We start from the raw sequence: 19,305 nt of genomic DNA, 5'->3' as shown, positions 1-19,305 counted from the left end.
GTATCGCATTGGCCCGCGTTACCGGGTTAGCAGCATTTGGGCCCACCCTTGCCGCCGTAACGGGCTTCCTGGCGCTCCCGGAAGAACGCCTTGTAGTCCATCACCGGCTTGTCCGGGTGTTTGGTTTGCATATGCTCGACGTAGGTGTCGTAGTCGGGCATGCCGACCATCAGGCGGGCGGCCTGACCGAGGTATTTACCGAGGCGACTGATGTCATTGAACATGTCTGCAATCCTCGTTATGCGTCCGGTACAGCCTGGAACGGGGCTTCTTTATCCGTACGCTCTTTGTTGCCCCAGGCGGCGACGCCGACTTTGAGCGCATAGAACAGGATGCTGAACACCACGAACAGGAACAGCGCCGTCAGCGTTGCGTTGGTGTAGGCGTTCCAGATCACGTGTTGCATCTGGTCGATGCTCTTGGCCGGGGCGAGGATCTGGCCGTTAGCCAGGGCATCGCTGTATTTCTTGGCCAGCGACAGGAAGCCGATCGCCGGGTTGGCGTCGAACAGCTTGATGAAGCCTGCGGTGGTGGTGCAGATCAGCAGCCAGACAGCCGGCAACATGGTCACCCAAATGTAGCGCTGACGCTTCATTTTGATCAGCACAACGGTCGCCAGCATCAGCGCGATACCGGCCAGCATCTGGTTGGAGATACCGAACAGCGGCCACAAGGTATTGATGCCACCCAGCGGGTCGATCACGCCCTGGTACAGCAAGTAACCCCACATCGCCACGCAGCCTGCGGTAGCAATCAGGTTGGCAGTCCACGACTCGGTGCGTTTGAGCGCAGGCACGAAGGAACCGAGCAGGTCTTGCAGCATGAAACGACCGGCGCGGGTACCGGCATCCACTGCCGTAAGGATGAACAGCGCTTCGAACAGGATCGCAAAGTGGTACCAGAACGCCATGGTGTTTTCACCCGGCAGCACGCTGTGCAGGATCTGCGCGATACCTACCGCCAACGTCGGCGCACCGCCGGCACGGGCCAGGATGGTGGTTTCGCCGATATCGTGGGCAACGGCCGACAACGCCTCAGGGGTAATTGCAAAGCCCCAGCTGCTGACGGTTTGCGCCACGGTGACCACGTCGGTACCGACAATGGCAGCCGGGCTGTTCATGGCGAAGTACACGCCAGGCTCGATCACCGAAGCGGCAACCATCGCCATGATGGCCACGAACGACTCCATCAGCATGCCGCCGTAACCGATGTAACGGGCGTGGCTTTCACTGGCCAGCAGCTTGGGCGTGGTGCCCGAGGAGATCAGCGCATGGAAGCCCGAGACCGCGCCACAGGCAATGGTGATGAACAGGAACGGGAACAGGCCGCCCTTCCACACCGGGCCGGTGCCGTCGATGAACTGGGTGAGTGCCGGCATTTTCAGGTCAGGCATGGTGACCAGGATGCCAATCGCCAGGGCGATGATGGTGCCGATTTTCAGGAACGTCGACAGGTAGTCGCGGGGCGCCAGGATGAGCCACACCGGCAGCACAGCAGCCACGAAGCCGTAGCCGATCAGCATCCAGGTGATCTGGATACCGGTGAAGGTGAACGCCTTGGCCCACTCTGGATCAGCGGCAATCTGCCCGCCCAGCCAGATCGAACCCAGCAGCAACAGCACGCCGATGATCGAGATTTCCCCGATGCGGCCCGGGCGGATGTAGCGCATATAGATGCCCATGAACATCGCGATCGGGATGGTCGCCATCACCGTGAAAATGCCCCATGGGCTCTCGGCCAGGGCCTTGACCACGATCAGCGCCAGCACCGCGAGGATGATGATCATGATCAGGAAGCAGCCGAACAGCGCGATGGTCCCGGGAATGCGGCCCATCTCTTCGCGAACCATGTCCCCCAGGGAACGGCCATTGCGACGGGTGGACAGGAACAGGACCATGAAGTCTTGCACCGCACCGGCCAGCACCACCCCGGCAATCAGCCAGAGGGTACCGGGCAGATAGCCCATTTGCGCCGCCAGCACCGGGCCGACCAACGGGCCTGCACCGGCAATCGCCGCAAAGTGGTGACCGAAAAGAATGTGTTTGTTGGTTGGTACGTAGTCCAGACCATCGTTGTTGACCACCGCAGGGGTTGCCCGCCGTGGATCGAGTTGCATCACGTTGTTGGCGATGAACAGACTGTAGTAACGGTACGCAACCAGGTAGATGGCCACAGCAGCGACCACAATCCACAAGGCGTTGATCGCCTCGCCGCGGCGCAAGGCCACTACGCCCAGGGCGCACGCTCCTACAATTGCCAGCACCAGCCAGGGTAAGTGGCGTAGCAGGCTATTATTATTTTTCATTTTTATATTCCAGCCAGGGTGGACAGAAAGGACAGCCAGCCCGAGTTTAGCGCTACTGGCCTCAAAGACCAGCCCCCTACGTTGGTCTAGAGCCTTCAACCGCTAAAAAAAGCCGAAATAAACTCCCCTTGATGGCCCCGGGCTACACTCCTCCCATTCACAGAGGGCTTTACCATGACCGAGCATGCGTCCGAACGTCGCCGTTTTCGCCGGATCGCCTTTGATGCCACGGCCGAACTTCGGCAAAACGGCAGCGAATGGCCGGTAAAACTGGTGGATTTATCACTCAAGGGATTGCTGGTGGAACGGCCTGACAACTGGAAGGGAAATAAAGCGCTGCCCTTTGACGTCGACATACGCCTGGACCAGAAGACGCATATAAAGATGCAAGCGCGGCTGACCCATGAAGATCAGGGTCAATTGGGCTTTGTGTGCAAACACATTGATCTGGATTCGATCAGCCATTTGCGGCGCTTTGTAGAGCTGAACCTGGGTGATGAGCGAGAACTGGAGCGCGAGCTGGGCGCCCTGCTGGAGATCTGAAAACGCACATCAATCAAAATGTGGGAGCTGGCTTGCCTGCGATAGCGGCGGGTCAGCTTACCCATTCTTGCCTGATACACCGCCATCGCAGGCAAGCCAGCTCCCACAGGGGTTCAGCGGTGCTGCGGATTATTCGAACAGGGCATCCAACGCCTGCTCCAGCCGCGTCACAGCAATAATCTGCAACCCCGGCGGCGCCTCCTTCGGCGCATTGCCCTTGGGCACAATCGCCCGTTTGAAGCCATGCTTGGCCGCTTCCTTCAAGCGCTCCTGCCCACTCGGCACCGGGCGCACTTCGCCCGACAGACCCACCTCGCCAAACACCAACAAGTCATGGGGCAACGGCCGATTACGCAGGCTGGACATCACCGCCGCCATCAACGCCAGGTCGGACGCAGTCTCCAGCACCTTGACCCCGCCCACCACGTTAAGGAACACATCCTGATCGTGAGTCGGAATGCCACCATGCCGGTGCAGCACCGCCAGCAACATCGCCAGGCGGTTCTGGTCCAGGCCCAGTGTGACCCGCCGTGGGTTTGCCAAATGGCTGTCATCCACCAGCGCCTGGACTTCCACCAGCATCGGCCGGGTGCCTTCCCACGTGGCCATCACCACACTGCCTGGGACTTCTTCCTGAGCGCGGGTGAGAAAAATCGCCGAGGGGTTCGAGACTTCTTTCAGCCCCCGATCGGTCATGGCGAACACGCCCAGTTCGTTGACGGCGCCAAAACGGTTCTTCACCGCCCGCAGCAGGCGCAGGCGACCGTCGGATTCCCCTTCGAAATACAGCACGGTGTCGACCATGTGTTCCAACACCCGTGGCCCGGCCAGTGCGCCTTCTTTGGTCACGTGGCCGACCAGGAAGATCGCCGTGCCACTCTGCTTGGCGTAACGCACCAACAGCGCCGCGCTTTCGCGCACCTGTGACACGCCGCCGGGTGCCGATTGCAGTTGTTCGGTGAAAATCGTCTGGATCGAGTCAATGACCATGACTTTGGGCTTTTCGATGCGCGCCGTGGCGATGATGCTTTCGATGCAGGTTTCGGTCATCACCCGCAACTGGTCCTGTGGCAAGCCCAGGCGCCGGGCGCGCATCGCTACCTGCTGCTGGGACTCTTCGCCGGTGACATACAGCGCTGGCATGCGGCTGGCGATGCTGCACAGGGTTTGCAGCAGGATCGTGGACTTGCCGATGCCCGGATCACCGCCGATCAGCACCACCGAGCCGTCCACCAGGCCACCGCCCAAGACCCGGTCCAGTTCGCCGGAGGCGGTGGAAAAGCGCGGAATCTCTTCGACGCTGACTTCGGCCAGGGTCTTGATCTGCGCCTGTTGCCCAGTCCAGCCGGCACGGCCGGTGGGGGCCGCGGCACCGCCACTCTCGATCATGGTTTCAGTCAGGGTGTTCCACGCGCCGCATTCGGAGCACTGGCCCGCCCATTTGGGAAAGGTCGCGCCGCACTCCGTGCAGCCGTACATGCGCTTGGCCTTTGCCATGTGAGAACCTCCAACCGAAAAACCGCGATGATAGCTCAGCGCGACGCTGGGGTCCGGATTTCGCCCTTGGCTAAACGTGAAGCACTGTTACCCACGGGGTCCTCGGCGTTCAGGTCTGCGCCTTTGGCTTGCAGCGCGCCCAACAATTCGACGCGCTTGAACAACCCGGCGTACATGGCGGCGGTCTGCCCTGCGCCGTTGCGCTGGTCAGGGTTGCAGTCGGTGGCCAACAGGCGCTGGGCGATTTTCAGCTCGCCTTTGAAGATGGCGCCCATCAACGCCGTGTTACCGCGTTTATCCTGGACGCAGGCGTCGGCACCGGCATCGAGCAGACGCTCCACATACGGGCCCTGGCCGTGATAAGCAGCCAGGATCAACGCGGTGTAGCCCTTGTCATCCTGGGCATTGAGGCCGTAGCCGGACTCTATGAAGGTGTTGAGCATGTCGAGGTCGCCACGACGGGCGGCGTCGAAATAGTAGTCCTGCAACTGTGCCTTGAGCGCCACCGGGTCGGGGGACTCGGCATGAGCGGTAAAGGCCAGCATGGCCATCAGTAAGCCGATAGAGATACGCATAGGGTGTTCTCCTGCCAAAGGTCGACGCCCGTGAAGGCGCCGACCGCAACCAACAAATCAGTCAGTCAGTTTTTCCGCCAGCGCCTTTACGCGAGCCAGATCGCCTTTGGCGACCTTGGCTACGCCGGTGCCGTATTCCGGATCCGCCTTGTAGAGAAACGACAGGATGATGTGCTTGCTCTCGTCATCGGTGGTGGCCAATGAGCCGCCGAAGTTGTTGATCAAGTCCTCGCGCTCTTTCTTGGTGTAGGAACGGTATAGATCACCGGCCTGCTTGAAGTTCTGCTCACGCTGGATCTTGGCCTGCTGGGTGCTGCCCGACAGCGGCGACTGGCTGTAGCGTGCGGCTTGCGGCTCTTCGCGGGGCAACAGGCGGCTTGGCTGGTAGTTGACGCCGGTGGTGGTCTTGCCGACGTTCATCGCGCCGTCCTGGTTGCCGTTGTTGACGGTGACCCGTGGAGCGTTGATCGGCAACTGCAAGGCGTTCGCGCCCAGGCGGTACATTTGCGTATCGGCGTAGGAGAACACGCGCCCCTGCAGCAGGCGGTCTTCCGACGGCTCGATACCCGGTACCAGGTTGGCCGGGGCCATCGCGACTTGCTCGGTTTCCTGGAACACATTGGCCGGGTTGCGGTTCAGCACCATTTGCCCGACTTTGCGCTCGGGCACATTCGGCCAGATCTTGGTGGCATCCAGTGGGTCGAAATCAAACTTGGCCAGGTCTTCAGGCTTGAGCACCTGCACATACAGGTCCCATTTAGGGAAGTCGCCTTTGTTGATGTGCGTGACCAGATCATGGGTCATATGGCTGTAGTCACGCCCCTGCACCTCGGTAACTTGCTTGGGATCAAGGTTCTTGATGCCCTGCTGGCTCTTCCAGTGGAACTTGACGTAGTGCACTTCGCCTTTGGCGTTAATCAACTTGTAGGCATGTACGCCGTTGCCGTCCATTTCGCGGTAACTGGCAGGGGTGCCGGAGTCCGAGTACAACTCGGTCAGTGTACGAGTGGACTCTGGAACATGGGAGAAGAAGTCGAAACGGCGCGAGTCATCGTCCAGGTTAGTGCGTGGGTCCGGTTTAAAGGCATGGACCATGTCCGGGAACTTGATGGCATCCCGAATAAAGAACGTGGGGAAGTTGTTACCGACCAGGTCCCAGTTACCTTCGGCGGTATAGAACTTGGTGGCGAAGCCCCGTGGGTCCCGCAGGGTTTCCGGGGAGTGGTTGCCATGCACCACGGCCGAGAAGCGTACGAACACTGGCGTGGTTTCACCGGCGGCGAACACTTTGGCCTTGGTCAGGTCGCTGAGGTTGTCGGTCACGGTGAAGGTGCCATGGGCGCCCGTGCCGCGTGCGTGCACCACGCGCTCTGGGATGCGTTCGCGGTCGAAGCGTTGCAGTTTCTGGATCAGTTGCACATCTTGCAGCAGCACCGGGCCATTGGCACCGGCGGTTTGGGAGTTCTGGTTATCACCGACGTTAGCCCCGTTATCGCGGGTCAGGTTGGCGGCTTGTACGGAGAGGGAAAGCAGGCTGGCGGTCACCAGTGCCAGCGCGTGGCGCGCCGACACGGGCCTGCGGCTGATTGGAGTATTCATCGAGGTTTCCTCTGGTTTTTTTAATGCACATTCAGTTGTGCTTGCCAGAGGCTAGTGACCTGCGAGTCAGAAGATAAATAGAAAAACACCACAGGCCCGATTAAGAAAAAAATCTGGTAACCCGCTGAAATAGCGGCTAATTCGCGCGCGACTAGTGGCACTTTGCAAACTATTTGCGATTTGATGTGTCGATAAAAACCGACAGTGTTAACAGTTGTTTCGAGCAAGCGCTGTTCGACTGAATTACACTGACCTCCACCCTCCTCAACTGTAACAAGGAATAACCTATGGGCGTGATCAGTGAGTTCAAGGCCTTCGCGGTCAAAGGTAATGTGGTCGACATGGCCGTCGGTATCATCATCGGTGCTGCCTTCGGCAAGATTGTTTCCTCATTTGTAGGCGACGTGATAATGCCTCCCATCGGCCTGCTGATCGGTGGCGTGGACTTTGCCGATCTGGCCGTCACGCTCAAGGCAGCACAGGGTGATGTACCCGCTGTTGTGCTGGCCTACGGCAAGTTCATCCAGAGCATCATCGACTTTATAATCGTCGCGTTTGCAATCTTCATGGGTGTGAAGGCGATCAACCGTCTGAAGCGCGAAGAAGCCGTGGCCCCAAGCTTGCCGCCGACGCCAAGCAAGGAAGAAGTGCTGCTGGGCGAGATCCGCGATCTGCTCAAGGCACAGAACAACAAGCCGCTTTAACCTGCGGATGCAAAAAAGGCGCCTCGCAAGGCGCCTTTTTTCTACCAATAATTTTCTACCGCCACCTGGCCAGGTCGTCGGCTCAGGCTCAGTTGCATGTCCCGCTGCTTGAGCAACTGGCGCGTGTCATCGACCATCTGCGGGTTGCCGCAAATCAGTACACGCGAATCCTGTGCCGTCAGCTCCACGCCGGCAGCCCGCTCCAATTCGCCATTTTCGATCAAGGCCGTAATACGCCCATTCAACGCGCCCGGATGCTGCTCGCGGGTGACGATGGGAATGTAGGTGAGCTTGTGGGCGTACTCGGCCAGGTACTCGCGCTCACCCAGCGTGTCGATCAGAGACTGGTAGGCCAGTTCCTTGGCTTCCCGGGCGCTGTACACCAGGATGATGCGCTCGAATTTTTCCCACACTTCGAAGTCCTGCAGGATCGACAGGAACGGCGCGACGCCCGTTCCGGTTCCCAGCAACCACAAGTCACGCCCGTCGACAAAGCGGTTGAGGGTCAGAAACCCGGTGGCCTGGCGCTCGACCAGCAAGGTATCGCCCACCTTCAGGCGGCTCAGTTCACTGGTGAACTCACCACCGGGGACCACGATGGAAAAGAAATCCAGATGCTCGTCAAACGGCGAAGACACGATGGAATAGGCACGCCAGACGGTGCTGCCATCCGCCTTGGTAACGCCCAGGCGCACGAACTGGCCGGCGGTAAAACGAAAACCGGCATCGCGGGTGGTGCGCAGGGTGAACAGGCTGGGGGTCAGCGATTGCACATCGAGCAGGGTCTGGCGGGTAAATTTCTCAGCACTGGCCGTCATGGGGGGCTCCGTTTTGCACAGGCCGTTAGTGTCCCTCAAAACAGACCGCGCAAACACTGATGATTGGTACTGGCTTTGCCGTCACTCAAGGTTCACGCGGGTGGCCTGCGCGTTTTTTAACCAGTCCAACAGGTCAGCCATGGCTCCACGCTGGCACTAATTATTTGGCTATTAACGCGCCCTGAATACCTCACTAGATGAAGCGGTACTTAAAGCGACATCACTTTGACACTACCTTCAAGACATTAAAAGTATTGAAAAAAAGATACCTGCCTAGCGCTCTTATACAAAGCTCCAAGTCTTGTACAAAACCGGCCAACTAGACAAACCCTGCAAGTAAAATATTTTTCAAGCTCAGTTGTAGGACTTACCCTACACTTGTTTTCGAGCTGCAATGGGGGATCAGGACGTACCCAGGTCACATATACACGCATGGAGAGTCACCGATGGTCAATTGGCATAATGCCCGGCTGCCCAAGCTGGACGGCGAGAGTGAAATCACCAGTGTGTTTGAGATGGTGATAAACCACACTTATGAACTAGGTTTCGAATATTGCTCCTTTACCATGAGTTCCCAATCACAAAGCACTCAAACAAAACCAATTTTGTTTAATAACTATCCAAATGAATGGCTTAGCATTTATAAACAAGCGCACTTCTTCGATGTAGACCCCGTTGTAACCCACTGTAAGACCTCGGTACTGCCCATTCTCTGGGAACAAAAAACCTTTGCCAACACCCCCAAGCTTTGGGAGTTGACCCAGTCATGCGGGGTGCATTTAGGCTGGACCCAAGCCGTGCATGACTTCCAGGGTGTATTCAGCATGCTGACCCTGGTTCGCAGCAAGGGCGAGGTCAGCCCTGAAGAGCTTTACGAAAAAGCCGGCCAGGTGTTGTGGCTTTGCCATGCGATGCATGCGGTCGTCGCGCAGAAGTACGCCGACGCCCCCGACATTAAAGCGCCCAGCAAATTGACTGCCCGGGAAACAGAAATCCTCAAGTGGTCCGCGATGGGCAAGACCGCCTCCGAGATTGCCGCGATTCTTTGCCTGTCCGAGCGCACCGTGGGCTTTCATATCAGCAGTACCTTCAAGAAACTGGGCGTGCATAACAAGATCCAGGCGGTGCTGCGCGCCGCTAAAGCCGGGCTGTTTTAGCCCACGTAAAACACCGCATGTCATCGCGTTGAAAAAAACGTAACATTTACGGCCAATTCTGAGTGTTGAGGGTGCGCTTTCCACGGTTGCCCCGCCGTTCACTCAGACGGTCCGTCGATTACCCAGAGCCTCGCCCCGCCATGCCCCTGCTTGACAGCCCTTTCGCCCAGCTCGACCTGATTCGTCAGCCAGAGCAACACAATGATCCGCTGCAAGCCTTCGATGCCGCCGACGAATACCTGCTCAGCCACCTCGCCGCGCAACAGCCCACTGCCGCCACCCGCGTGCTGGTGCTCAATGACAGCTTCGGCGCCCTGGCAGCCAGCCTTCAAGGCCAGGTGCAAGTGACCTCCAGCGGTGACTCGTTCCTCGCCGCTCAGGGCCTGGAGAAAAACCTGGTGCGCAACGGCAAGCCCTTTGATGCCGTGCCCTTCATACCGGCCAGCCAGTTCGCGACCGGGCCGTTCGATCGCGTGTTGGTCCGCGTGCCGAAAACCCTGGCGTTGCTGGAAGAACAACTGATCCGCCTGCAAGGGCAACTGGCGCCCGGCACCGAGGTGATCGCAGGCGCAATGGTCAAGCATTTGCCACGGGCAGCGGGCGAATTGCTGGAGCGTTATATCGGGCCCATGCAAGCCTCATTGGCGGTCAAAAAGGCGCGGTTGCTGATTGCCAGCGTCGAGCAGCGCCCTGCCGCGGTCTCGCCCTACCCGACCCGTTATACCCTGGATGCGCCGGTCATCGAGTTGTTTAACCACGCCAACGTGTTTTGCCGCGAGGGCCTGGACATCGGCACCCGTGCCTTCCTGCCGCACCTGCCAAAAAGCCTGGGCAGTGCACGCGTGGCGGACCTGGGCTGCGGCAACGGCGTACTGGCGATTGCCAGCGCCCTGCAGAACCCCGACGCGCACTACACCTTGGTGGATGAGTCGTATATGGCAGTGCAATCGGCCGCCGAAAACTGGCAAGCCGCGTTGGGTGAACGGGACGTCAGCGTACGTGCCGACGATGGCCTGGCCGGCCAGGAGGCGCAATCGCTGGACGTGGTGCTGTGCAACCCACCGTTCCACCAACAACAAGTGGTGGGCGACTTCCTCGCCTGGCGCATGTTCCAGCAGGCACGCGAAGCGCTGGTGATCGGCGGCGCCTTGTACATCGTCGGGAATCGTCACCTGGGCTACCACAGCAAGCTGGCGCGGCTGTTCCGCGGTGTCGAGCAAGTAGCGGCCACGCCCAAGTTCGTCATCCTCAAGGCGCGTAAATAAAAAAGCCCTGCTTATTGTAGGAGCGAGCTTGCTCGCGAAAAACCTGAGAACACCGCGGGGCGTCAGGCACCCCGCGTTATCGTTGACGTTTTTCGCGAGCAAGCTCGCTCCTACAGTGTCAATGCGTGCTCAGGCCTGCCGCATTCATGAACATGCGCATCAGGCTGGCCACCACGAACAGGGCCAGCACGCTGCCGGTCCAGATCATCGCCAGCCACCCCAGGCGCCGCCACAACGGCTGCTTCTCGGCCTGTTCAATCTCATGCAACGAAGGTTTTGACATGTTTCAACCCTCCTAGTGATAGCCGTCTTCGTGGGTGACCTTGCCGCGGAACACGTAGTAGCTCCAGAAGGTATAGCCCAGGATAAACGGGATGATGAACAGCGTGCCCACCAGCATGAAGCCCTGGCTTTGCGGCGGCGCGGCGGCATCCCAGATCGACACGGACGGCGGGATGATGTTCGGCCACAGGCTGATCCCCAAGCCACTGTAGCCGAGGAAAATCAGCACCAGCGTCAACAGGAACGGCGTGTAGTGCGCATTACGTGCCACGGCGCGGATCAGCCCGTACATGGTGACCAGCACCAGGATCGGCACCGGCAGGAACCAGAACAGGTTCGGCAAGGTGAACCAGCGCGACGCGATTTCCGGGTGGGTCAGCGGCGTCCAGATGCTGACGATGCCGATAACCGCCAACACCACAAACGCCAAAGGCCGCGCCAGGTTGTGCATCTGCTCCTGCAACTTGCCTTCGGTCTTCATGATCAGCCAGGTGCAGCCGAGCAAGGCATACGCCACGATCAGCGCCACTCCGCAGAACATCGTGAAGGGTGTGAGCCAATCCAGTGAACCGCCGGCGAACTGGCGATCCACCACCGGAATACCGTCGATAAAGGCGCCCAACGCCACCCCCTGGAAGAAAGTCGCCGCCAGCGAGCCGCCAATAAACGCCTTGTCCCACAGGTGACGCTTGTGGTCCTTGGCCTTGAAGCGGAACTCAAAGGCCACGCCGCGGAAGATCAGGCCGATCAGCATCAGGATCAGCGGCAGGTACAGCGCCGACAACACCACCGAATAGGCCAGCGGGAACGCGCCGAACAACGCCGCGCCCCCGAGTACCAGCCAGGTTTCGTTGCCGTCCCATACGGGCGCCACGGTGTTCATCATCACGTCACGGTCGACTTTGCCCGGAACAAACGGGAAAAGAATGCCGATCCCCAGGTCGAAGCCGTCCATGACCACGTACATCATGATGCCGAAGATGATGATCACGGCCCAGATCAGCGGAAGATCAATACCCATCTCAATTCCCCTTGTGCTGGATGTGGTCGTGGTCGTTATCACTGCCATCGTCGGCAGCAGACAACGGACGCGCGGGGGTGCGTTTCTGGCCGGGGCCACCATGGGCGGGCTCGGTACTGTCGTGGGTCACGGGGCCTTTGCGCACCAGGCGCATCATATAGCCCAGGCCCGCGCCGAACAGCGCGAAGTACACCACCACGAACAACACCAGGGTAATGGTCATCTGCGTCAGGCTATGCCCGGAGGAGGCATCCGCCGTGCGCATCAACCCGTAGACCACCCAGGGCTGGCGACCAATTTCGGTGGTGAACCAACCGGCAAGAATCGCAATCAGCCCAGACGGGCCCATCCACAGCGCCAGGTACAGGAACGGTTTGGACGTGTACATCTTGTCGCCCCGGCGCAGCCACAGGCTGAACAGACCGGTGAAGATCATCAGGAACCCCAGGCCGACCATGACCCGGAACGACCAGAACACAACGGTGGAGTTGGGGCGGTCTTCAGGTGGGAACTCCTTGAGCGCCGGCACCTGCTTGTCCAGGGAGTGAGTCAGGATCAGGCTGCCCAGGTACGGAATCTCGACCGCGTATTTGGTTTTCTCGGCTTTCATGTCCGGCCAACCGAACAAAATCAGCGGCGTGGGCTCGTTGCCGATATTTTCCCAGTGGCCTTCAATCGCGGCGATCTTGGCCGGTTGATGCTTGAGGGTATTGAGGCCGTGGAAGTCGCCGATCACCGCCTGGATGGGCGCAACGATCAGGGCCATCCACATCGCCATCGAGAGCATTTTGCGGATCGCCGGGTTGTCCTTGCCGCGCAGTAAATGCCAGGCCGCCGACGAGCCGACGAAGAACGCCGTGGCAACAAAAGCAGCCGTGGCCATGTGCATCAGGCGGTAGGGGAACGACGGGTTGAAGATCACCGCCAGCCAGTCGGTCGGTATTACGCGGCCATCGATGATTTCAAAGCCCTGGGGCGTCTGCATCCAGCTGTTGGAGGCAAGAATCCAGAACGTGGAGATCAACGTACCCACGGCCACCATCACCGTGGCGAAGAAGTGCAGCTTGCGCCCCACCTTGTTCCAGCCGAACAACATCACGCCCAGGAAACCGGCCTCGAGGAAGAAGGCCGTGAGCACTTCGTACGTCAGCAACGGCCCGGTGACGGCACCGGCGAAGTCCGAGAAGCGGCTCCAGTTGGTACCGAACTGGTACGCCATGACCAGGCCCGATACCACACCCATGCCGAAGTTGACGGCAAAGATCTTCGACCAGAAGTGGTAGAGGTCACGGTAGGTGTCGTTGTGGGTCTTGAGCCACAAGCCCTCCAGCACCGCAAGGTAACTGGCCAGGCCGATGGTGATCGCCGGGAACAGGATGTGGAATGAGATGGTGAACGCGAATTGAATTCGGGCGAGATCTAGCGCCTCCAAACCGAACATAAGTCTTCCTCTGTCAGGTAATACCGGCTGCTGGCTGGGAGCCTGCACCCACTGCCCCCACGGATATGGAGTGTGGCGAATTTCAATTCGTTTCTTTTATTACCCATCGCGTGGGGAATCTGGCCTTGCGGCCGCCAGAACAATCCCGGGGCAGGTTTTGATCTGGATCAAGCATCGTTGAAAGAGTAGTCCCATTTTTGCTGTAGGACTGTGTGGTCTTTTGCCGCGTGACAGCTTGCCTCAGCTCAGTTCTTGCAACTATTTGTTACAGCTTGATGCTAATCTCGCCATTCTCCCGTTGCCGACCTGATTGCCGATGCCCAGTGAACCTGCGTTGCTGTTACGTCACCACCGCCCTTTCATCGCGTTCTGGCTGGCGCGGATCTTTACCGCCAGCGGCTTCCAGATGCTCACCGTGGCGATCGGCTGGAACCTGTACCAGCTGACCGGCAACGTCTTGGACCTGGGCCTGGTCGGCCTGGTGGAATTCGTGCCGCGCGTGCTGTTCATGCTGCACACCGGGCACGTGGCGGATCGCTATGAACGCCGCCGGGTCGCTGCCATCTGCCAGACCTTGCAGGCGCTGATCGCCTTGTCCCTGGCCATCGGCGGCCTGACCGGCAACGTGACTCGCGAGATGATCTTCATCCTCGCCTTCCTGCTCGGCGCTGCGCGCTCATTTGAAATGCCCACCACCCAGGCACTGTTGCCGAGCATCGTGCCCAGCGCGCTGTTCCCCCGGGCCGTGGCGGCATCGCAATCGGCCCAGCAACTGGCGACCATCGTCGCACCGGCCGTGGGCGGTTTGCTTTACGCGTTTGGCAGCGTGTGGGTGTACGGCCCCACCGTGGCGCTGTACCTGATCGCCTGCGTGCTGACACTTAACCTGCCCGCACGCCAGACTCCGCTGAACAAAGCCAAGGCCACCCTGGACTCGCTGCTGGCCGGCATACGCTTTATCCGCAGCCGCCCGGACATTCTTGGCGCCATCTCCCTGGACCTGTTTGCCGTGCTGCTGGGCGGCGCCACCGCGCTGTTACCGGTGTTCGCCAAGGACATCCTGCTGACCGGTGCCTGGGGCCTGGGCCTGCTGCGGTCGGCCCCGGCCGTGGGCGCATTGCTGATGTCACTGTGGCTGGCGCGGTTCTCAGTAGACCGCAAGGTGGGCCGCGTGATGTTCACCGCCGTCGGCGTGTTCGGGGTGGCAACCATCGCCTTCGGCCTGTCGACTTCGTTCTGGTTTTCACTGGCGGTGCTGGTGGTACTGGGCGCGGCAGACATGATCAGCATGGTGATCCGTGCATCGTTCGTGCAGTTGGAAACGCCAGATGAAATGCGCGGGCGAGTGAGTGCGGTCAATGGCCTGTTTATCGGTGCGTCCAATCAATTGGGCGAATTCGAATCCGGGATTACCGCCCACTGGTTTGGCACCGTGCCTGCGGTGGTGATGGGCGGGGTTGGCACCCTGGTGGTGACCGGGGTGTGGATCAAGCTGTTCCCGACCCTGGCCAACCGGGATCGCATGCATGTGCCGGTGGAAGAAACCAAGCCATAGGCTTCACCGCCATACCCTGTGGGAGCCGGGCTTGCCCGCGATAGCGGTGTATCAGGCAACTTTCTGGTGGCTGATACACCGCTATCGCAGGCAAGCCAGCTCCCACACTGGAACTTCATTGGTCTGACGGTTTGGGCTATAGCACCTTATCCAAGGTAATCGGAAACTCCCGAACCCGCTTGCCGGTGGCATGGTAAACCGCATTCGCCACCGCCGCCGCTACCCCGACAATGCCGATTTCCCCCACGCCCTTGGACCCGAGCGCATTGACGATCTCGTCGTGCTCTTCGACAAACAGCACGTCAATCTCGCCAATATCGGCGTTCACCGGGATGTGGTACTCGGCCAGGCTGTGGTTCATGTAACGCCCCAGCTCATGGTCGACCTGGGTCTCTTCATGCAGGGCCATGCCAATGCCCCACACCACGCCGCCAAGGATCTGGCTGCGGGCCATCTTGGGGTTGACCACGCGCCCCGCGGCAATGGCGCTGACCACACGGCTGACCTTGATGGTGCCCAGGTCTTCATCAACCCGCACCTCGACAAACACCGCCGAATGGGTCGCGCAGGCATAGCCCTGGCGCTTCTTGTCCGGCTCGCTGTCAACCTGTGCTTGCAGCACCTCTTCACCGCTGTCCTTGACCAGTTGCGCCAACGACACACTCACATCACCGGCATGCAGTTGGCCCTCTTCAAACCGCACGGCTTCGGCGTCCTTGAACACCGGGTAGGTCTGCCGGGCGACCTGCAACAACTTGGCATTCAGCGCTTCACAGGCTTGCTGCACCGCCGTACCCACCGAGGACACGGTAAACGAGCCGCCCTGCAACGGCGCGGTGGGCAACGACGAATCGCCCAGCACAAAACGCACGTCGGCCATCGCCACGCCGCTGGCCTGGGAGGCGATCTGGGTCATCACCGTGTAGGTGCCAGTGCCAATGTCGGTGGTGGCGCTGCTGACGGTGAGCTTGCCCTGCGCGTCGAGGCGCGCCTTGGCGCTGGCTTTCATCTGCATGGCCTCCCACACGCCGCCGGCCATGCCCCAGCCGATCAGTTGGCGGCCGTCACGCATGCTGCGCGGTTCCGGGTTGCGCTGGTGCCAGCCGAAGCGTTCAGCGCCCTCGCTGTAGCACTCGCGCAGGGCCTTGCTCGACCAGGGTTTGTCTTCGTTCTGGTTACGTTCGGCGTAGTTGATCAGGCGCAATTGCACCGGGTCGATGGCCAGGGCACACGCCAGTTCGTCCATGGCGCACTCCAGGCCGAGCACGCCTAGTGCGGCGCCGGGGGCACGCATGTCCAGCGGGGTAAACACATCCAACGGCGCCAACTTGTACGTCAGTTGCACGTTGTCGCAGTGATAGAGCATGCCGCTCCACTCCACCACGTGCTCGCTGAAATCCTCAAAGCGCGACGTCTGGCCAATCGCGGTATGCCCCAACGCCAGCAAGCGCCCATTGGCGGCGGCGCCCATCTGCAAACGCTGCAAGGTGCGCGGGCGATAGCCGAAGGTGAACATCTGCTGGCGCGTCAGGGTAACGCGCACCGAGCGCTTGAGCGCCATGGCCGCCATCACCGCGAGCGGCAATTGGTATTGCGGGCGCAGGCCCGAACCGAAGGCGCCACCGACGAAAGCGGCGAAGATGCGCACCTGGCGCTTGTCCAGGCCGAAGACTTTTTGCACATAGGCCTGGCAGTTCTGCGGGCCCTGGGTCTTGTCGTGGATATGCAGAGTGCCGTCGGACTGATACAGCACGGTGCTGGCGTGGGGTTCCATCGGGTTGTGATGCTCGATGGGCGTGCTGTAGTGCAGGTCCAGACTGATTGCGGCACCGGCCCATTCAGCCTCGAAGTTGCCTCGCGGTTTAGGTGGGGTCTGGGGCGACGGGTGCGCCGTCGCTTGCTGGGTGAGCAGGTCGGTTTCGAAGGTTTCGGGCACGTAGTCGATCTGCACCAGCGAGCCGGCATGCCGCGCCAGTTCGAGGTTATCGGCAATCACCAGGGCCAGGGGCTGGCCGCTGTAGAGCACGCGGTCGTTATACAACGGGCGAAAAGGCGAGCCATCGGCCGCATCGGCATCGGCGAACGCCTCGTCATAGCTGGCGATTTTCGGCCGGTTGAGGTGATGGATCACGTCCACTACACCGGGCAAGGCCAACGCCTTGGACGCATCGATGCGCACCACCCGGCCTTTGGCGATAGTGCTCGACACCACGCTGCCATGCAGCAGGCCGTCCTCGGGAAATTCACCGGCGTAGCGCGCTTGGCCGGTGACCTTGAGCAGACCGTCGACACGGTCCAGGGGTTTGCCGATGGCGCTCATGGCTGTTCTCCTGCGACGGCGGCGTCGCTCAGGGCACGAATGATTGCTCGCCGCGCCAGCTTGACCTTGAAGCCGTTGTGTTCCAACGGTTCGGCGTCTTGCAGCAGGGCGTCGGCGGCGGCGCTGAAGGTTTCGCGGCTGACCGTGCGGCCAATCAGCAAGGCTTCCACTGCGCGGTCACGCCAAGGTTTATGCGCCACACCGCCCAAGGCCAGGCGGGCGTCGATGATTTCATCGCCGTCCAGTTCCAAGGCGGCGGCCACCGAAACCAAGGCAAAGGCATAGGAGGCACGGTCACGGATCTTCAGGTAATGGCTGTGGCGGGCCAGGTGATCGGCGGGCAGCTCAATGGCCGTGATCAGCTCATCGTCGGCCAATTGGTTGTCACGTTGCGGCGCATCGCCTGGCAAGCGATGGAAGTCGGCGAACTCGATCACCCGCGCACCGCCACGTCCCTCTACATGCACCCGCGCCGCAAGCGCCGCCAGGGCCACGCACATGTCCGATGGATGGGTGGCCACGCACTGTTCACTGGCGCCGAGGATCGCATGGATACGGTTCAAACCGTTGCGCGCCGGGCAGCCGCTGCCGGGCTGGCGCTTGTTGCACGGCACCGCGGCGTCGTAGAAGTAATAGCAACGGGTGCGCTGCAACAGGTTGCCGCCGGTACTGGCCATGTTGCGTAACTGCGGGGACGCCCCGGCGAGGATGGCCTGGGACAGCAACGGGTAACGCTGCTCAATGAGTGGGTGCCAGGCCAGGTCGGCGTTGCTCACCAGCGCACCGATACGCAGGCCACCCTCGGCGGTCTCTTGAATGTCGTGCAGCGGCAAGCCGGTGATGTCGATCAGGTGCTCGGGATGGCTGATGTTTTCCTTCATCAGGTCCAGCAGGTTGGTGCCACCGGCGATAAAGCGCGAGGCGGCGCTGCTCATCTGAACGGCCTGCTGCACATCGGTCGGCCTGCTGTAGTGGAAGGGATTCATGACTCACCTCCCTGGCGACGGCAGGCCGGCAGCGCGTCTTCGATGGCATCGCGGATGTTGTTGTAGGCGCCGCAGCGGCACAGGTTGCCGCTCATCAATTCCTGGATCTGCGCACGGTCGTGGGCGCGGCCTTCATTGGCCAGGCCCACGGCAGAACAGATCTGCCCGGGGGTGCAATAGCCGCACTGGAAAGCGTCGTGCTGGATAAAGGCCTGTTGCATGGGATGCAGTTGGTCGCCGTCGGCCAGGCCTTCGACGGTGGTCAATTCGGCGCCGTCGCACATCACGGCCAGGGTCAGGCAGGCATTCACGCGTTTGCCGTCACGCAACACGGTGCAGGCGCCGCACTGGCCGTGGTCGCAGCCTTTTTTGCTGCCCACCAGGTCCAACTGTTCACGCAGCAAGTCCAGCAAGGTGGTCCAGGGCAACACGTTCAGTTGGCGATCCTGGCCGTTGAGTGTCAGGCGTATCGGGTGGGCGACGAACGGCTGGGCCGCCGCGCCATTGGGGGTCGCGCTCATAAACACCTCACGGGTTGGTGTACGTCCGCGGCGTTCAGAAAAATCGCCGTCTTAGGGGTACGACTTCCCGGGGTTTTGAGCGTTCAAGATGATTGATCAGCGGATATTGAGCTGGGCTTTCAGGGTGTTTTGCGGCGGGTTGATCGAGGTATTGGTGAATTCGAACCAGCCCTGGGCCTGGACGTTCAGGTCGAACACATAGATGTAGCCCATCAAGGTGCCCACGCCGTTGCACGCCTCACTGATGTTGCCGACCTGGCACACCGCTGTGCGTTGCCCATTCAACTCTGCGCCGTTGAAGCGGCCCATGGGGCTGTTGCCCAGGCCCACTTCCATCACCGAGACCTGGGTGGGCCCGCGGTGCTCGCACATCTGGGTGGTGTTGACCCGCTCCGGGATCGCTTCGCTGCAGTTGGCCGATTCCACCTTGAACACCCGCACCTCGCTCAAGGCCGGTGCAGCCGCGCCCCATGCCGGTGCCGCGCCCAGCCACAGGCTGATACTGGCGATCAGAGCTAGACTCCACGGGTTGGCTTTTTTCATGCTGGCAATGACCCGGTATTGAACGTCGGCGCAGTATGCCTCAAGCCCATGCGCCACACAGCCTCGGCTGCTGGTATGATGCGCCGCTTTTTCCGATCCTCTCTGAAACCACAAGCGTTTGGCGCAGTTTGTGCTTTGACTTAGAGGTCAACAAATCACGACGCACAATAGCG

General features: G+C 60.6%; 18 protein-coding genes and 1 pseudogene. 5 read left to right on the top strand and 14 right to left on the bottom strand.

Annotated features, from left to right (window positions below; translation table 11 throughout):
* Window positions 1–26: 26 nt before the first annotated feature.
* A complete protein-coding gene (locus ACP7CZ_RS20440) occupies window positions 27–224 on the bottom strand; it encodes a YbdD/YjiX family protein (RefSeq protein WP_003194308.1) in 198 nt (65 codons plus the stop codon).
* A 14-nt stretch (window positions 225–238) separates the two neighbouring features.
* Window positions 239–2,305, bottom strand: a complete 2,067-nt coding sequence (locus ACP7CZ_RS20435; protein WP_054896154.1) for a carbon starvation CstA family protein — start codon at window positions 2,303–2,305, stop codon at window positions 239–241.
* Between the two features lie 174 nt (window positions 2,306–2,479).
* Here ACP7CZ_RS20435 and ACP7CZ_RS20430 point away from each other — a divergent pair, with 174 nt between their 5' ends.
* Window positions 2,480–2,848 (top strand): PilZ domain-containing protein, encoded by a 369-nt coding sequence (locus ACP7CZ_RS20430; RefSeq protein ID WP_089042489.1) that lies wholly within the window; start codon window positions 2,480–2,482, stop codon window positions 2,846–2,848.
* A 129-nt stretch (window positions 2,849–2,977) separates the two neighbouring features.
* Here ACP7CZ_RS20430 and radA read toward each other — a convergent pair whose 3' ends face one another.
* The 3 genes from radA to katB are packed head-to-tail and all read right to left on the bottom strand — an operon-like array spanning window position 2,978 to window position 6,519.
* Window positions 2,978–4,345 (bottom strand): DNA repair protein RadA, encoded by a 1,368-nt coding sequence (radA, locus tag ACP7CZ_RS20425; protein ID WP_003194313.1) that lies wholly within the window; start codon window positions 4,343–4,345, stop codon window positions 2,978–2,980.
* A 35-nt stretch (window positions 4,346–4,380) separates the two neighbouring features.
* Window positions 4,381–4,920 carry an ankyrin repeat domain-containing protein gene (locus ACP7CZ_RS20420; RefSeq protein WP_054896156.1) on the bottom strand — a complete coding sequence of 180 codons (540 nt, stop codon included), beginning with the start codon at window positions 4,918–4,920 and terminating at the stop codon, window positions 4,381–4,383.
* Window positions 4,921–4,977: 57 nt separating this feature from the next.
* Window positions 4,978–6,519 carry a catalase KatB gene (gene katB / locus ACP7CZ_RS20415; RefSeq protein ID WP_127881438.1) on the bottom strand — a complete coding sequence of 514 codons (1,542 nt, stop codon included), beginning with the start codon at window positions 6,517–6,519 and terminating at the stop codon, window positions 4,978–4,980.
* Between the two features lie 287 nt (window positions 6,520–6,806).
* Here katB and mscL point away from each other — a divergent pair, with 287 nt between their 5' ends.
* The gene (gene mscL / locus ACP7CZ_RS20410) at window positions 6,807–7,223 is read left to right on the top strand and encodes a large-conductance mechanosensitive channel protein MscL (protein ID WP_014720019.1); all 417 of its coding nucleotides are present in this window, start codon (window positions 6,807–6,809) and stop codon (window positions 7,221–7,223) included.
* A gap of 41 nt (window positions 7,224–7,264) precedes the next feature.
* Here mscL and ACP7CZ_RS20405 read toward each other — a convergent pair whose 3' ends face one another.
* Window positions 7,265–8,041: a ferredoxin--NADP reductase gene (locus ACP7CZ_RS20405; RefSeq protein ID WP_019818025.1), complete on the bottom strand. Its 777-nt coding sequence runs from the start codon at window positions 8,039–8,041 to the stop codon at window positions 7,265–7,267.
* 446 nt (window positions 8,042–8,487) lie between these two features.
* Between ACP7CZ_RS20405 and ACP7CZ_RS20400 the strand changes: the two genes are divergently transcribed.
* Both ACP7CZ_RS20400 and ACP7CZ_RS20395 read left to right on the top strand, forming a co-directional pair.
* Entirely contained in the window at window positions 8,488–9,198 is a 711-nt protein-coding gene (locus ACP7CZ_RS20400) for a helix-turn-helix transcriptional regulator (RefSeq protein WP_294167958.1), read from the top strand.
* A gap of 140 nt (window positions 9,199–9,338) precedes the next feature.
* The gene (locus tag ACP7CZ_RS20395) at window positions 9,339–10,463 is read left to right on the top strand and encodes a methyltransferase (protein WP_294167954.1); all 1,125 of its coding nucleotides are present in this window, start codon (window positions 9,339–9,341) and stop codon (window positions 10,461–10,463) included.
* 12 nt (window positions 10,464–10,475) lie between these two features.
* On the opposite strand, the pseudogene ACP7CZ_RS20390 reads toward ACP7CZ_RS20395, so the two are convergent.
* The 4 genes and pseudogenes from ACP7CZ_RS20390 to ACP7CZ_RS20375 form a co-directional block, all read right to left on the bottom strand.
* Window positions 10,476–10,565: pseudogene (locus ACP7CZ_RS20390) on the bottom strand (outer membrane lipoprotein carrier protein LolA); the annotation flags it as partial.
* Window positions 10,566–10,581: 16 nt separating this feature from the next.
* On the bottom strand, window positions 10,582–10,746 hold the full coding sequence (locus ACP7CZ_RS20385) for a DUF2474 domain-containing protein (RefSeq protein WP_003194328.1): 165 nt from the start codon (window positions 10,744–10,746) through the stop codon (window positions 10,582–10,584).
* Between the two features lie 12 nt (window positions 10,747–10,758).
* On the bottom strand, window positions 10,759–11,766 hold the full coding sequence (gene cydB, locus ACP7CZ_RS20380; protein WP_034126946.1) for a cytochrome d ubiquinol oxidase subunit II: 1,008 nt from the start codon (window positions 11,764–11,766) through the stop codon (window positions 10,759–10,761).
* Between the two features lies 1 nt (window position 11,767).
* Window positions 11,768–13,207: a cytochrome ubiquinol oxidase subunit I gene (locus ACP7CZ_RS20375; protein WP_014720025.1), complete on the bottom strand. Its 1,440-nt coding sequence runs from the start codon at window positions 13,205–13,207 to the stop codon at window positions 11,768–11,770.
* 316 nt (window positions 13,208–13,523) lie between these two features.
* Here ACP7CZ_RS20375 and ACP7CZ_RS20370 point away from each other — a divergent pair, with 316 nt between their 5' ends.
* Complete coding sequence (locus tag ACP7CZ_RS20370) at window positions 13,524–14,762, top strand: MFS transporter (protein ID WP_057975523.1); 1,239 nt, start codon at window positions 13,524–13,526, stop codon at window positions 14,760–14,762.
* A gap of 136 nt (window positions 14,763–14,898) precedes the next feature.
* Here ACP7CZ_RS20370 and ACP7CZ_RS20365 read toward each other — a convergent pair whose 3' ends face one another.
* From ACP7CZ_RS20365 to ACP7CZ_RS20350, 4 genes are all read right to left on the bottom strand, one after another.
* Entirely contained in the window at window positions 14,899–17,082 is a 2,184-nt protein-coding gene (locus tag ACP7CZ_RS20365) for a xanthine dehydrogenase family protein molybdopterin-binding subunit (RefSeq protein WP_034126943.1), read from the bottom strand.
* The gene (locus ACP7CZ_RS20360) at window positions 17,079–18,068 is read right to left on the bottom strand and encodes an FAD binding domain-containing protein (RefSeq protein ID WP_020301733.1); all 990 of its coding nucleotides are present in this window, start codon (window positions 18,066–18,068) and stop codon (window positions 17,079–17,081) included. The genes ACP7CZ_RS20365 and ACP7CZ_RS20360 overlap by 4 nt, the downstream gene beginning before the upstream one ends.
* On the bottom strand, window positions 18,065–18,589 hold the full coding sequence (locus ACP7CZ_RS20355; protein ID WP_054896161.1) for a (2Fe-2S)-binding protein: 525 nt from the start codon (window positions 18,587–18,589) through the stop codon (window positions 18,065–18,067). The genes ACP7CZ_RS20360 and ACP7CZ_RS20355 overlap by 4 nt, the downstream gene beginning before the upstream one ends.
* A gap of 96 nt (window positions 18,590–18,685) precedes the next feature.
* Window positions 18,686–19,132, bottom strand: coding sequence for a DUF4879 domain-containing protein (locus ACP7CZ_RS20350; RefSeq protein ID WP_034127050.1), 447 nt, complete (start codon window positions 19,130–19,132; stop codon window positions 18,686–18,688).
* Window positions 19,133–19,305: the final 173 nt, after the last annotated feature.

It is taken from the genome of Pseudomonas sp. DWP2-2 (genome assembly GCF_049897065.1).
Classification (GTDB): Bacteria; Pseudomonadota; Gammaproteobacteria; order Pseudomonadales; family Pseudomonadaceae; genus Aquipseudomonas; species Aquipseudomonas paracarnis.
Note: the sequence above shows the minus strand (reverse complement) of the source record. Positions and strands in the feature narration are given on the sequence as shown.

Excerpts from the sequence above, each read along its gene's own strand:
- ACP7CZ_RS20440 (WP_003194308.1), bottom strand. The coding sequence starts at position 224 with ATGTTCAATGACATCAGTCGCCTCGGTAAATACCTCGGTCAGGCCGCC.
- ACP7CZ_RS20435 (WP_054896154.1), bottom strand. The coding sequence starts at position 2,305 with ATGAAAAATAATAATAGCCTGCTACGCCACTTACCCTGGCTGGTGCTG.
- ACP7CZ_RS20430 (WP_089042489.1), top strand. The coding sequence starts at position 2,480 with ATGACCGAGCATGCGTCCGAACGTCGCCGTTTTCGCCGGATCGCCTTT.
- radA (WP_003194313.1), bottom strand. The coding sequence starts at position 4,345 with ATGGCAAAGGCCAAGCGCATGTACGGCTGCACGGAGTGCGGCGCGACC.
- ACP7CZ_RS20420 (WP_054896156.1), bottom strand. The coding sequence starts at position 4,920 with ATGCGTATCTCTATCGGCTTACTGATGGCCATGCTGGCCTTTACCGCT.
- katB (WP_127881438.1), bottom strand. The coding sequence starts at position 6,519 with ATGAATACTCCAATCAGCCGCAGGCCCGTGTCGGCGCGCCACGCGCTG.
- mscL (WP_014720019.1), top strand. The coding sequence starts at position 6,807 with ATGGGCGTGATCAGTGAGTTCAAGGCCTTCGCGGTCAAAGGTAATGTG.
- ACP7CZ_RS20405 (WP_019818025.1), bottom strand. The coding sequence starts at position 8,041 with ATGACGGCCAGTGCTGAGAAATTTACCCGCCAGACCCTGCTCGATGTG.
- ACP7CZ_RS20400 (WP_294167958.1), top strand. The coding sequence starts at position 8,488 with ATGGTCAATTGGCATAATGCCCGGCTGCCCAAGCTGGACGGCGAGAGT.
- ACP7CZ_RS20395 (WP_294167954.1), top strand. The coding sequence starts at position 9,339 with ATGCCCCTGCTTGACAGCCCTTTCGCCCAGCTCGACCTGATTCGTCAG.
- ACP7CZ_RS20385 (WP_003194328.1), bottom strand. The coding sequence starts at position 10,746 with ATGTCAAAACCTTCGTTGCATGAGATTGAACAGGCCGAGAAGCAGCCG.
- cydB (WP_034126946.1), bottom strand. The coding sequence starts at position 11,766 with ATGGGTATTGATCTTCCGCTGATCTGGGCCGTGATCATCATCTTCGGC.
- ACP7CZ_RS20375 (WP_014720025.1), bottom strand. The coding sequence starts at position 13,207 with ATGTTCGGTTTGGAGGCGCTAGATCTCGCCCGAATTCAATTCGCGTTC.
- ACP7CZ_RS20370 (WP_057975523.1), top strand. The coding sequence starts at position 13,524 with ATGCCCAGTGAACCTGCGTTGCTGTTACGTCACCACCGCCCTTTCATC.
- ACP7CZ_RS20365 (WP_034126943.1), bottom strand. The coding sequence starts at position 17,082 with ATGAGCGCCATCGGCAAACCCCTGGACCGTGTCGACGGTCTGCTCAAG.
- ACP7CZ_RS20360 (WP_020301733.1), bottom strand. The coding sequence starts at position 18,068 with ATGAATCCCTTCCACTACAGCAGGCCGACCGATGTGCAGCAGGCCGTT.
- ACP7CZ_RS20355 (WP_054896161.1), bottom strand. The coding sequence starts at position 18,589 with ATGAGCGCGACCCCCAATGGCGCGGCGGCCCAGCCGTTCGTCGCCCAC.
- ACP7CZ_RS20350 (WP_034127050.1), bottom strand. The coding sequence starts at position 19,132 with ATGAAAAAAGCCAACCCGTGGAGTCTAGCTCTGATCGCCAGTATCAGC.